Here is a 13,156-nt window from a genome sequence, read left to right on the forward strand (position 1 = left end):
CACTGTAAGCAGAGAAACGGGCAGGCTCAATAATCCCGCGAATATTTGAGGCTGACGCTCGATCCGCCGAACGACCCGGCCTGCGAGAGCAGGCTCAGCGTGCGGCTCAGCGAGATCTCCAGCTGCGTGGCGGTGAAGCCCCGCGCGTCGGTGATGATCTCCACATAGATGTCATCGGTCAGATACTTGCCCGCCGCCAGTGCCATGCCGCGTCCGGTCACGTCATCAGCGCCCAGGATTCGCAGCCGGTCGATGCCCGTGGCCGATTTGAGCTGGCCGAGCGGATTAAGCCCGCCGCCGGTGCTGCTCAGCGACTGGAGCGCCGCCGCCAGCTGGATCGCCTCGGTCGCCGACAGGTTCGTCACGTTCGTCCCGAAGAACAGCCGCGCCAGCACTTCCTCCTGTGGCAGCGTCGGCGTCGAGCTGAATGCGATCTGCGGCTGCTGCGCGGTGCCGGACACGGTCAGGATCGCGGTGATCCCCTCCGCCGTCGTGCTCGCCTGGATATCGACCGAGGGATTGGTCAGCGTCGATCCCTGGAAGCGGATCGTGCCGCGGCTGATGTCGAAGCGCCGGCTGGCGAAACTGTAGGTGCCGCGCACGATCTCCATCGTGCCGCGCACATCGGGCGCCAGCGTCGTGCCGCGCACCGTCACCTGTGCCCGCCACTCGCTCTCCAGCCCCATGCCGTTCACGAACAGCCGGTTGTCGGCGTTGATGCGCAGGTTGAGGTCGAAATCGCCGAAGGAGCGGCGGATCACCTGTGCCGGCGTATCCTCCTGGCCATTGGGGTTCTTGCGGCGCACGCCGGTCAGCTCGGGCACTTCGGCGGCGCCCTGGCGGATGATCTGGTAATGCGCCTCGGGCACGGTCAGCCGTCCGTCGATCCGCGAGACCTGCGGGTTCTTGGTGATCGTGATCCGGCCCGTCGCGGTCGCTCCCAGCGCATCGCTGCGCGCCAGCCGGGCATTATCGAGATCGGCGGTGATCGCGATCGGATAGCCGTTCGCCGAAGACAGGCTCACCTTGCCCTGCGCCTTCACCGTCCCCTCACCGGCCCTGGCGGTCAGCGAATTGAGGAGGAACTCGTCGTTCGAGAAGGTGCCGTCGATCTGCATGCCCGTAAGCCGGGTGCCGAAATTCTCGTTCTCGTAGGTGAGGTTGCTGGCCCGCACGACACCGGCCAGCTGCGGCGCCTCGACCTTGCCCGAGAAGTCCGCCGCGATCCCGATCGGCCCGTCGAGCTGCTGGCCCGAAAGCCCCGCCAGCGAGAAAGGCACTGCCGCAGGCCCGTTATACCGGATGCCGCCCGAGAGCGGCGCGGCGAACATCCGCTCGGTCCAGCTGCCCGCGTCGGGCCCGAGCGGGCTCAGCGTCGCGATCACGCGGCCGATCGTCGTGTTGCCCCGGCGGATCAGCGCCCGCGCGTCGCCGCCATTGGGCAGCAGCTTGCCGACGAAGCTGACGTTCACCGGCGTTGACACGCTGGCCAGGCTGGCCCGGGTGAAGTCGCTGATCTCCAGCCGCGCATCGGCGCTCGGAAAAGCCTCGGGCGAAGTCTGGGCGAAATCCAGGCTGCCGGTCGCGGTGCCACCGATACCGAGATCGGGAACGAAGGCATTGACCACCGAAATATCGAGACTGTCGAGCCGCGCCTGCAGCACCATGCCCTTGCCATAGCTGCCGGCGATGCGCGCGCTGCCCTTGTCGAAATCCAGCTTGGTCGGCAGCAGGTGATACACGCCGTCGCGCCGCTCGATCCGCGCCGGCTGGGCGGTCTTGAAGCCGATCCCGCTGCCCTGCCCCTGCACCGCCACCAGCCAGTCGTCCGGCGCCAGCTTCGCGTTCGCGGCGATCTGGAACGGCACGCCGGTCGAACCATTGGCGAAGAGCTGCGCGGTGCCGTTGCCGCCGGCATAGGCGATCTTGGCCCGCCCGGTCTTGAGCACGAAATTGCCCTGGCGCAGATTCGCCACCTGCACGTCGCCGTTGATCTCCGGCGTATCGGCTAGCACGATATTGCCGTCGATCAGGGCGCGCCCGATCGTCAGCCCGGCAGCCCCCGGTATCTTCGCGTTGGACGCCGTCGCCTTCACGTCCGCCCGCTGCAGCTTGCCTTGCGCGGACAGCGCCGCGCGGCCGACCACGCCCGATCCGTTGAACGCCAGCTCGCCCTCGAACGGTCCGGCCGCGGTTTGCGCGACCTTGCCGGTGATATCCATGCCGGCGAAGCGGCCCGAATTGATGTCGATCGCCAGCCGGTTGCCGGTGCGCACCAGCACATCAGCGTTGAACGGCCCGTAATCGGTATCGCCCCTGGCCAGCACCGCCCAGGCATTGCCGCGCCCGCGCACCTGCGCCTCGAGATTGGCGAGCCCGATGCCCAGCCCCGGCTTGGCCGCCTTCAACAGCACCACCGGTGCGTTCAGGGTGCCGGTAACCCGCGCTGTCAGCGGACCGTAATCGTCGGAAACCGCATCGGCATTGATCAGGATCGGCCCCGCCGGATCATAGCGCCCGGAGCCACGCAGCACGCGGAACTTGGGCGCCTTCATCTTCACGTCGCTGATGCTGATCACACCCTTGGGATCGAGCACCAGCCGCGCCGAGGCCACCGCGTTGCCGCCCAGGAACTCGCGCGCGCCATCGCTGAAGATCTTGCGCGAATTGCCTGCGATATGGCCCTTGATGCCCCAACCGCCACCCGGCGCCGCATAGAGCTCGGCATCGGTCCTCAGGTCGACAATGCCGACCCCGTCGATCTGATAGTCGTTCACGCGGCCCTTGAGCGCGCCGGTATAGCGGCCCTTGCCGACATCGGCGGCGATGATCGCAGTCGCATCGATCTTGTCCGATCGGATTCGGAGATTGTCCGAAAGCACCTGCTGGCCCGAGATCGCCAGGTCGCCATTCACCGTCAGGTTGGTCACCAGCCCGCCCGCCGCGGCGTTGAGCCCCGACACCCGCTTCGCCCGCGCGCGCACCGGCACCAGGATGCGATTGGCATCCACCTGCGCCCGGCCCTCGGCATAGAGCTGCTCGGCCACCGTCTCGCCAAAGCCGATCGCGCCCGCGCTCAGCTTGTAGTCGACCACCGGCCGATTGAACGCGCCGTCCAGCGCGAGCGACGCACGCACCGATCGCCCGACCAGGTTCGGCGCGATCGCCCCGGCCTTGAGCAGGATACCGTCGACCTTGAAGTCATCGAACCGGTTATGCCCCAAGTCGATCTTGCCCTTGGCCTCGACCGACAGCGCATCGGAGTGGAGCTTGACCACGCCATCGGCGACACGGTCGGCCCATTTGGCGTCGAGGTCGAGATCGAGCTGCGGCGACGCCAGCCGTTCGACCGGCCCCTTCAGCCACACGCCCGGATGCAGCGGCCCGCGCAGCTGGAAGCGGCCATTGGTCGCGATCAGGTCCAGATTGGCGAGCTGCGCGCCACCCAGCGTGCCCAGTGCCTTGCCCTGCCAGCGCGCCCAATCGCCCTTGCCGTTCACCGTCAGCCCCAGCGGCGCCTCAAGCCCCGCCAGCCCGGCGACCAGCCCCTTGGCCGGCGCATCGAGCTTCATGTCGATGTCAAACCGGTTCTTGTCCGGCGTCGCGTCGAGCGTCAGCGCCAGCTTGTCGCCGCCGGGCACGCCCGGTCCGGTCAGCGTGGCGCCGTCGAGCACCATCTGCGCGCGGCCATCGGCCAGGTGCGCCTTGCCCGCCAGCCGCCCGAGATAGCGGGCACGCCCGTCGACTTCCTTGGCGATGTCGATCCGCGCCACGTCGAGCCGGCCGATATCGATGTTTAGGTCGGGCAGCAGGGGCGCGTTGGGGTCGCCCGAGGCCTTGAGCGCCGGCATGCGCAGCAGCTTCACCTCCGGGCTGGTCGCGCTGCGGATATCCACGCGGTTGTTCAGATAGGCGAACGGCCGCCAGTCCATCCGGATCTCGCGCGAGGTGGCGAACACGCCCTTGATGTCGCGCACCTGCACGTCGCGCAGGACCATCGCGCCGTAGAGCGATCCGTCGATCCGCCCGATCCGGAAGTTGAGCCCCGATCCCAGCGTCAGCGCCGCGATCCGGTCGGCAACGAAGCGCCGGCCGGGCTGGGTGTTGATCCCCAGCACCAGCGCGCCCACAGCCAATGCCAGCCCGGCGAGCGCGATCCCAGTCCATTTCACCACGCGCTGCCACAGCGGCCGCCGAACCACCAAGACCTCGGGCTCAGCCGTCACCACAGCCTCGGGCGTATCCTCCGCCATCAGAAGGCCTGCCCGATCGAGATGTAGAGCGAGATCTTCGATTCACCCGGCTTGCGCTTGATCGGCGTGGCGACATCGACGCGGATCGGGCCGAAATTGGTGTAGAGCCGCCCGCCGATGCCCGCGCCGAAGCGTATATTCTGCCCCGTCGGGTAGATGCCCTCATAGACCTGGCCGGCATCGATGAACGGCACGATGCCGTAATTGCCGAAGCGGTACCGCGCTTCGATCGCGAACTCGTTGAAGCTGCGCCCGCCCACCGGCTTGCCGTCGGGCGATCGCGGGCCAAGCTCCTGGTAGCCGAAGCCGCGCACCGATCCGCCGCCGCCTGCATAATAGCGCCGCGAGGGCGGCAGGTCGTCGCGTGCGATGCCCACGATCGAGCCGACGCGCGCCCGCCCGGCAACCACGATGTTGGTCGAAACCGGCTGGTAATAGGTCCCTTCCAGCATGAACCGCGCATAGGGCCGCGCCGCACCGCGCACCGAGGTCTCGGGGCTGGCATTGCCCTTGATCCGGAAGCCTCGCGTCGGGTTCAGCAGATTGTCCGAGCTGTCATAGCCGAGGAACAGCGGCGCGGCGGCGATCAGCCAGGTGCCGCGGTCGCGCTGGTTGCTGTTGTAGTTCCAGCGATCCTCGTTCGATCCGACCAGCTCGGCCCCGTAATAATAGGTCCAGCGCTTCTGCCAGATCGGCGTGGAATCGCGCGAATAGCGGAACGAGAGCGTGCCGGTGTAGCTCTCGTACGCGTCATAATCCTGGTGGTTGAGCTGCGCGGCGATCTGGAAGGTCCTGTCGCGCTGCCCGGCGTTCGATCGGCGGAAGGTGGTGGTCAGCCCCTGTTCCTGCGTGCCGAGCACACCCGCGACGATCAGCGCGCCTTCGGGTGGGAACAGGTTGCGGTGCGTCCAGCTGCCGGTCAGGCGGATGCCCTGCCCGGTCGAATAGCCCAGCTCCGCCGCCAGCGTCCGCGCCGGGCCGGGGTTCTGGCGCACCAGCAGGTCGACCACCTCGGTCCCGTCCGGCCCCGCCTTGTCGGTCCGCACCGGCTCGACCGAGACGGTGGAGAACAGGCTGGTCGCGATCATCGCCTCGCGCAGGTCGTCCACCGCGCGCACGTCGTAAAGGTCGCCCGGCCTGTAGCGGCGCAGCACCTCGATGTGCTTGGTGTCGAACACCACCTTGCGCGCCCGGCGCTGGCGCCGCTGCCGCCGCTCGCCATTCGCCCCGCTGCCCTCGCCGCGCTGCGCCCGCCGCTCCGCCTGCTCGGCCAGCGTGCCGGTGCCCACTTCGGTGCGGATATCGCCGAACACCGCCCGCGGCCCCAGCGACACCGGCAGCGTATAGTCGCCGATATGGCTTTCCTCATCGAGCAGGATGTCGCGCTGCCCGACCTTGACGAAGGGATAGCCCTGTTGCGGCAGCCGCAGCGCCACATTCGCCTCGGCGCCCTGCACACGCTCCGCCTCGATCGGATCGCCCGGATTGAGGTTGAGCTCGCGCAGCAGCAGTCCCGGCGGGATGGTCGGATCGCTCTGCACCTTCACATCGCCCAGCCGGTAGAGCGGCCCCGGCGTCACGCTGATCGTCGCGGTCACGATGCCCGGGGTCTTCGGGTTCTGGTCGATCGTCGAGAGCGCGGTCGCGTCATAATAGCCGCGCGAATTGAGCAGCCGTATCGCCAGCCTTTCGTCCTCGCGCGCCCGCGCCGCGACCATCGCGGTGTTCGCCGCCTTCCCGCCGCCATTCTCCAGCGCCGACAGATCCTCGAACAGCCCCTCGAGCCCGACCGCCGACAGCCCTTCCTCGCGCGTCACATAGCGGATCGTCACCGACTTCTTGTCAGCGACCTTGTCCTCGGGCGCGGGCTCGACCTTGAACTCGGCAAGCGGCGGCAGCGGTTTGGCGAATTCGGGATCTTCCGCCGGCGCCGCCGCGAACGTCTCCTCGGCCTGCTGCTGGATCTGCTGGGTAGCCTGGCCCTGCGTCGTCGGCACGGGCTTGGCCTCTCCACCCGTCGGCGACGGCATCGCTTCCAGCGGCGCGTTGATGTCGCCCCCGATCTTGGGCATCGCCGCCTCGAAATCGGCATCGGGCACGATCGGGCTCTCGTCCACCGGCGCGACGACGACCGTTCCGCTCTGCCCGGGAGTCGGCGCAGGCGTCGGGCTTGCCGAAGGCGCAGGTGCGGGGCCGGAGGGCGGTGCACCCTGGCCCGGCTTCGGATCGGAGATCTGCGCATGCGCAAGCCCCGGCACGAATGCCGTACCGGCGAGCGCCGCCAGCCAAATCCGCTTCACCCCTCTACGCAACGCGCTCCCTTTCGAGCCGCGTTCCTACCCCGGCCCTCTCGCAAGCGTAACGACCCAAATGCGCTTTGGGTCCCCCTTTTTGCGAATAGCGAGCGATTTCAGCGCGCTACAGCCTTCGCTTCGGCGCGAAACCTGTGGAGAAGTGGTTCGGTATAGCCGTTCGGCTGCTCCAGCCCCTCGAAGACCAGCGCTCGCGCCGCCTGGAAGGCAAGGCTCGTATCCTCGTTCCCCGCCATCGGCAGGTAGAGCGGATCGCCCGCATTCTGCGCGTCGACCTTGGCCGCCATCCGGCTGAGCGCCGCATCGACATCCGCCGCCTGCGCCACCCCGTGGAGCAGCCAGTTGGCCATGTGCTGCGAGGAGATGCGCAGCGTCGCCCGGTCCTCCATCAGCCCGATGTCATGGATGTCGGGCACCTTGGAGCACCCCACCCCCTGGTCGATCCAGCGCACGACATAGCCAAGGATGCCCTGGGCGTTGTTGTCGAGCTCCTGCGTCACCTCCTCGGCCTGCCAGTTGCGCCCCTCGGCCAGCGGCACGCTGAGCAGCGGCGCCAGCGGCGGGATCGCCTCGCCGGCAATCGCCTCCTGCCGGGCGAAGACATCGACCTGGTGATAGTGGAGCGCATGCAGCGTAGCCGCGGTCGGGCTCGGCACCCAGGCGGTGTTGGCCCCGCTCATCGGATGCGCGATCTTCTGGGCGAGCATGTCGGCCATCCGGTCCGGCGCCGCCCACATCCCCTTGCCGATCTGCGCCTTGCCGCTCAGCCCACACGCCAGCCCGATGCGGACATTGCGGTCCTCATAGGCCTTGATCCAGTCCGCCCCCTTCATCTCGCCCTTGGGGATCATCGGCCCGGCGCGCATGCTGGTATGGATCTCGTCGCCGGTGCGATCGAGGAAGCCGGTGTTGATGAAGACGATCCGGTCCTTCACCGCATGGATGCACGCCGCAAGATTGGCCGAGGTCCGCCGCTCCTCATCCATCACGCCCACCTTGATCGTGTGGCGCGGCAGCACGAGCAGGTCCTCGACCGCATCGAACAGATCGTTGGTGAAGCCGCATTCCTCGGGCCCGTGCATCTTGGGCTTCACGATGTAGATCGAGCCCGTCCGGCTGTTGCGATACCGGCCCATGCCGCGAATGTCGTAGAGCGCGATCGTGCTGGTCAGGATCGCGTCGAGCACGCCCTCGGGCGCCTGGCTGCCATCGGCAAGATGCAGCGCCGGCGTAGTCATCAGATGCCCGACATTGCGGACGAACAGCAGCGCCCGGCCGGGCAGCGCGCCGCGATCGGGATTGAGCCGCCGGGTCAGCGTCCGCCCCCCCTTGTCGAAGCTTTCCTCCAGGTCGCCGCGCATCAGCCCCAGCCAATTGGCATAGGCGGCAGCCTTGTCCTCGGCATCGACCGCGGCGATCGAGTCCTCCAGGTCGACGATCGCGGTCAGCGCACTTTCCAGCACGACATCGGCGATGCGGGCGGGATCGTCACGCCCGATCGGATGCTCCCGGTCGATCACCACTTCGATGTGCAGGCCATTGTGCCGGAACAGCCAGGGCCCGACCTGCTGCACCGGCTCGGCCAGCACCGGCTCTCCGCTCAGTTCCGCCCAGCTCCCGCTCGCCAGCGGCACCGCCTTGTCGAGAAACGCCTTGGCATAGGCGATCACCTGGCTCCCGCGCGCCGCATCATAGCCGCCCGGCTTCGCCGCGCCCGGCAGCGCATCCGTCCCGTACAGCGCGTCATACAGGCTGCCCCAGCGCGCATTGGCCGCATTGAGCACGAAGCGCGCATTGAGCGCCGGCACCACCAGCTGCGGCCCGGCCATGGTCGCGATCTCGGGATCGACGTTGCGCGTGCCGATCTCGAACGGCGCCGGTTCGTCGACCAGATAGCCGATCTCGCGCAGGAACTTCTCGTCGCCCGACAGCCCCGGATTCACGTCGATCATCGCCTGCAGCGCATCGCGCTTGGCCAGCAGCGCCCGGTTCTCCGGCGCGAACCGGGCGAAGATCTCCGCCACGCCGGCCCACCACCCCTCGGCCGCGATGTCGAGCCCGGGCAGCACCTGCTCCTCGACGAAGCGCGCGAGCGGCTCGGCGACGGACAGGCCGGAACGAATGACGGTCATGAAAATCCTCCTGCGACACGATACTCAAGTGTTCGCCTGGGGAGGGCCCGCCCGGCTTAGGCGATAGCTGTCCCCCGGATCAAGCCTTATGCTCCAGATCCTGCACCGCGCCCTCGATCCGGTCCAGCATCGCGCGCAGCAGTACGCGCTCCTCCGGGGTGAACCCGGCGAACACCTGCTTCTCCAGCTCGATCGCCTTGGGCGCCACTTCCTCGTACAGTTCCCAGCCTGCCTTGCTCAGCGTCAGCAGATGGGAACGCTGGTCGCCCGGATTGCTCGCCCGGCTGATCAGCCCGCGCTCGGACAGCGCGATCGCCGCCCGGCTTACGGTCACCTTGTCCATCCGCGTCCGCCCGCACAGCGCCTGCTGGCTCATCGCCCCGCCCTCGGCCAGGATCGTCACGAGTCGCCACTCGGGAATCTTGAGCCCGAACAGCGCGCGATAGGCGCTGGCCACCGCGTCCGACACCGCGTTCGAAGCGATCGACAGGCGATAGGGCAGAAAGTCGTCCAGCTTAAGCACGGTCATGGCGCACACTCATTTATCGTATTTCTGCTTTCGCAACTGACAACGTTGGCCAATTGCATTTTTTGCAATGCTACCGGTAACATTACGCACTTGCGATATGAACCGCTGCGATGCACAAAGATCGGGCCTTTCAGGCATCCTCTCCTAAGACTTTCACGGCCGTCCTTCGGGGCGGCCTTTTTTTGCGCGTAATGGGCGGGCGGATCAACATCCCCGCGCCGATCGATAGCACAAGGCACTCTCTCGCTTCAGTTCGCGGCGAAGTGGACCATTCCCCATCCTCCCCCGGAGGGGGACCGCCAGCGTCAGCTGGTGGTGGAGGGGTAGCGCGCCTCAAGCGACATGGCCCGTGGAGAATACCCCTCCACCAGCCTGCGGCTGGTCCCCCTCCCCCTCCGGGGGAGGATTGGATTCGCCTACTTCATCTGTCGCGCGATCGCCGCCCGCGTCTTCTTCCCATAAGGCGGCTTGAGCCCCGCCAGCCCGGCCACGTCCAGCTTCGGCTGGCTGTACACCGCCTTGGCATGGCTGAACGTCCGGAACCCGATCTCGCCATGATAGGCGCCCATGCCCGACGGGCCGATGCCGCCGAACGGCAGCTCTTCCTGGCTGACATGGAAGATCACGTCGTTGATCGTCGCCCCGCCCGAGATCGTCCGGTCGAGCACCTGGCGCTTCTCGCCCTCATCCTTGCCGAAATAATAGAGCGCCAGCGGCCGGTCGCGCCGGTTGACCTCCCCGATCGCGTCCTCGACCTTCACGTAGCGCCGCACCGGCAGCACCGGCCCGAAGATCTCCTCCTGCATCACCGTCATGTCGTCGGTCGGGTTGCGGATGATGTGGAGCGGCAGCTTGCGCGAATTGGAGCTGCCCAGATCCTCGTTCGCCGGATTGACCGCGATCACTTCGGCACCCTTGGCCCGCGCATCGTCGATCCAGGCGGTCAGCCGCTCATAATGCCGGTCGTTGATGACCGCGGTATAGTCGGGGTTGGAGAGCAAAGTCGGATACATGCGCGTGGCCGCGGCGACGAGGCCGTCGACCACTTCGGCTTCCTTCTCCTCGGGCACCAGCATGTAATCGGGCGCCAGGCAGATCTGGCCGGCGTTGAGCATCTTGCCCAGTGCCACCCGCTCGGTCGTCTGGGCGATGTCGGCGGAGCGGCTCACCACCACCGGCGACTTGCCGCCCAGCTCGAGCGTCACCGGCACGAGGTTATCCGCCGCTGCGTGCAGGATATGCTTGGCGATGCCGGTAGCGCCGGTGAACAGCAGGTGATCGAAGGGCAGCTCGGCAAAGGCCTTGCCCGCCTCAGGCCCGCCGCTGACAAAGGCCAGCTCGGTCGCGTCGAAATAGCGCCCCGCCAGCTCGGCCATCACTTCGCTGGTCACCGGCGTGTATTCGCTGGTCTTCACCATCGCCCGGTTGCCCGCGGCGAACACGCCGGCCAGCGGGCTCACCACCAGCTGCACCGGGAAGTTCCACGGCGCGATGATCCCCACCACGCCCTTGGGCTGGTACTCGATATGCCCGCGTCCGCCGAGCAGCCCGAGCGGGAACAGCACCGGCTTGCGTGCCGGCTTCGCCCAGCGCGCCAGATGCTTGAGCGCATGCTTGAGCGGCCCCACCGAAGCAGCGATGTCGGTGATCATCGATTGCTCGCGGCTGCGATGCCCGAAATCCTCGCTCAGCGCGTCGCAGAGCTTGTCGGCATTGTCGGAGACCATCGCGATCGCGCGCTTCAGCCGGTCGCGCCGGCTGTCGAGCGAAACGGGCAGTTCGGCCATGAAGGCCGCACGCTGGGCGTCAAGCAGGTCGCGCATCTATCGATCCTCCCCTTTATCGTGTTGCAGTATGACACTAACGGCGGATGGCGGCGGCGGGTTGATCGCCTGCCCCAGCCACACCGCGAATGCGGCCGTCGCGAGCATCACGCCGAAGGGCAGCCGGTCGGTCGCGGTGATCCTGCGCCCGCCCAGCATCAGCCCGAGCACGCCCGCCAGTCCGATCAAACAGGCTGCAAGCAACACCAAAGGTAGCGCCTGCCATCCGAGCCACAGCCCGATGCCGCCGAACAATTTGGGGTCGCCGCCGCCCAGTCCCTGGCGCCCGCGCAGTCTCCGGTAGCTCCAGGCGACGATCCACAGCACCCCGAAGCCCGCTGCGCCGCCGATCAACCGGTCTTGCAACATTGGCTGTAACCCGATGATTCCCGTGGCCAATCCGACGATCGCCAGCGTCGCGGTCAGCTTGTTGGGCAGCCACAATGCCTCGATGTCGAGCGCCGCCAGCGTCAGCAGCAGCCAGCCGAACACGGCGCCGGCGGCTCCCGCCGGATCGGGCGAGGCGATGGCCGCGGCAACGCCGATTGCACCCCCCACCATCTCGGTCAGGACGTGCTGTACGCGGATCGGTGCACCGCATCCCCGGCAGCGCCCGCGCTGGAGAAGATAGCTCAGGACCGGGATCAGCTCACCGGCGCGCAGCCCCTTGGCGCAAACATCGCAGGCAGAGCGTCCGGTAGTGATCGCTTTTCCGGCGGGCCAGCGTATCGCCAGCGTCGCGATGAAGCTGCCGAAGACCAGCCCCAGCACCCCCAGCAGCACGGCCCATCCCCAGACCGGGTCAATCGTCATTCGCCACCCCGATCCGCTCCATGGCCCCGTCATGCCGCAGCGTGTCACTTTTGCAAACGATCACTTCCGATACTAGATGGACCCAAACCAATGAGAGGATCCCAAATGTCCGCCGACGACGTCGTCATCGCCTCCTATGCCCGCACCCCGATGGGGAGCTTCCAGGGGGCGCTGACCGAGGCTTCCGCCACCGATCTGGGCGCCGCCGCGGTGGGTGCCGCGGTCCAGCGCGCCGGGCTGAAGGGCGAGGCGATCGAGCGGATCTACATGGGCTGCGTCCTCCCCGCCGGCCTCGGCCAGGCTCCGGCGCGCCAGGCCGCGCTCAAGGCCGGCCTGCCCAATCACATCGAGGCGACCACGGTGAACAAGATGTGCGGCTCGGGCATGCAGGCGGCGATCATGGCCGCCGAGGCGCTCGCCGCCGGCTCGGTCGACATGCTGATCGCGGGCGGCATGGAGAGCATGACCAACGCCCCCTATATCTCGCTGCGCCACCGCGCCGGCGCGCGCATCGGCCATGACGTGCTCAAGGACCACATGTACCTTGACGGGCTCGAGGATGCCTATGAACCCGGCAAGCTGATGGGCAATTTCGCCGAGGAAGTGGCGCAGGAATATCAGTTCACCCGTCAGGCGCAGGACGATTTCGCCATCGCCAGCCTCGAGCGCGCCAAGGCCGCCCAGGCGAGCGGCGCCTTCGATCGCGAGATCGTGCCGGTCGAGGTGAAGACCCGCAAGGGCGTGGTCCAGGTCGCCGCCGACGAGCAGCCCGCCAAGGGCGATCCGGCCAAGATCCCCACGCTCAAGCCCGCCTTCTCGAAGGACGGCACGATCACCGCCGCCAACGCCTCGTCGATCTCCGACGGCGCCGCCGCGCTGGTGATGACCCGGCTGAGCGTCGCCGAGAAGCTCGGCCTCACGCCCGTCGCCCGCGTCGTCGCGCATGCCGCCCATGCCCATGCCCCGGCCCGCTTCACCACCGCCCCGGTCTTCGCGATGAAGAAGGCGCTGGCAAAGGCCGGCTGGGCGATCAGCGATGTCGACCTGTTCGAAGTCAACGAGGCGTTCGCGGCGGTCGCGATGATCGCGATGAAGGAGCTGAGCCTCGATCACGCCGTGCTCAACGTGAATGGCGGCGCCTGCGCGCTCGGCCATCCGATCGGCGCGAGCGGCGCCCGCGTCCTCGCCACCCTGCTCTCGGCGCTGGAGACGCGCGGCGCCCGTCGCGGCCTCGCCTCGCTCTGCATCGGCGGCGGCGAAGCCACCGCGATGGCAGTGGAATTGCTGGACTGAA

General features: G+C 67.8%; 7 protein-coding genes. 1 reads left to right on the plus strand and 6 read right to left on the minus strand.

All coding sequences use genetic code 11. The features are described 5' to 3' along the window. Positions 1-26: 26 nt before the first annotated feature. The 6 genes from O3305_RS05650 to O3305_RS05675 form a co-directional block, all read right to left on the minus strand. Positions 27-4,253, minus strand: a complete 4,227-nt coding sequence (locus O3305_RS05650; RefSeq protein WP_269575516.1) for a translocation/assembly module TamB domain-containing protein — start codon at positions 4,251-4,253, stop codon at positions 27-29. Next, positions 4,253-6,553 carry an autotransporter assembly complex protein TamA gene (locus O3305_RS05655; protein WP_269575517.1) on the minus strand — a complete coding sequence of 767 codons (2,301 nt, stop codon included), beginning with the start codon at positions 6,551-6,553 and terminating at the stop codon, positions 4,253-4,255. The genes O3305_RS05650 and O3305_RS05655 overlap by 1 nt, the downstream gene beginning before the upstream one ends. A 110-nt stretch (positions 6,554-6,663) precedes the next feature. Then, entirely contained in the window at positions 6,664-8,697 is a 2,034-nt protein-coding gene (locus O3305_RS05660; RefSeq protein WP_269575518.1) for a malate synthase G, read from the minus strand. 79 nt (positions 8,698-8,776) lie between these two features. Then, complete coding sequence (locus O3305_RS05665) at positions 8,777-9,226, minus strand: MarR family winged helix-turn-helix transcriptional regulator (RefSeq protein ID WP_269575519.1); 450 nt, start codon at positions 9,224-9,226, stop codon at positions 8,777-8,779. 416 nt (positions 9,227-9,642) lie between these two features. Continuing rightward, positions 9,643-11,049, minus strand: coding sequence for a coniferyl aldehyde dehydrogenase (locus tag O3305_RS05670; protein ID WP_269575520.1), 1,407 nt, complete (start codon positions 11,047-11,049; stop codon positions 9,643-9,645). Then, entirely contained in the window at positions 11,050-11,862 is an 813-nt protein-coding gene (locus O3305_RS05675; protein WP_269575521.1) for a prepilin peptidase, read from the minus strand. It abuts the gene before it with no gap. 105 nt (positions 11,863-11,967) lie between these two features. On the opposite strand from O3305_RS05675, the gene O3305_RS05680 reads away from it, so the two are divergent. Next, a complete protein-coding gene (locus O3305_RS05680; protein ID WP_269575522.1) occupies positions 11,968-13,155 on the plus strand; it encodes an acetyl-CoA C-acyltransferase in 1,188 nt (395 codons plus the stop codon). Position 13,156 lies beyond the last annotated feature (1 nt).

The organism is Sphingomonas sp. NIBR02145 (assembly GCF_027359115.1).
GTDB classification, from domain to species: Bacteria; Pseudomonadota; Alphaproteobacteria; order Sphingomonadales; family Sphingomonadaceae; genus Sphingomonas; species Sphingomonas kyeonggiensis_A.

Excerpts from the sequence above, each read along its gene's own strand:
- O3305_RS05650 (WP_269575516.1), bottom strand. The coding sequence starts at position 4,253 with ATGGCGGAGGATACGCCCGAGGCTGTGGTGACGGCTGAGCCCGAGGTC.
- O3305_RS05665 (WP_269575519.1), bottom strand. The coding sequence starts at position 9,226 with ATGACCGTGCTTAAGCTGGACGACTTTCTGCCCTATCGCCTGTCGATC.
- O3305_RS05660 (WP_269575518.1), bottom strand. The coding sequence starts at position 8,697 with ATGACCGTCATTCGTTCCGGCCTGTCCGTCGCCGAGCCGCTCGCGCGC.
- O3305_RS05670 (WP_269575520.1), bottom strand. The coding sequence starts at position 11,049 with ATGCGCGACCTGCTTGACGCCCAGCGTGCGGCCTTCATGGCCGAACTG.
- O3305_RS05675 (WP_269575521.1), bottom strand. The coding sequence starts at position 11,862 with ATGACGATTGACCCGGTCTGGGGATGGGCCGTGCTGCTGGGGGTGCTG.
- O3305_RS05680 (WP_269575522.1), top strand. The coding sequence starts at position 11,968 with ATGTCCGCCGACGACGTCGTCATCGCCTCCTATGCCCGCACCCCGATG.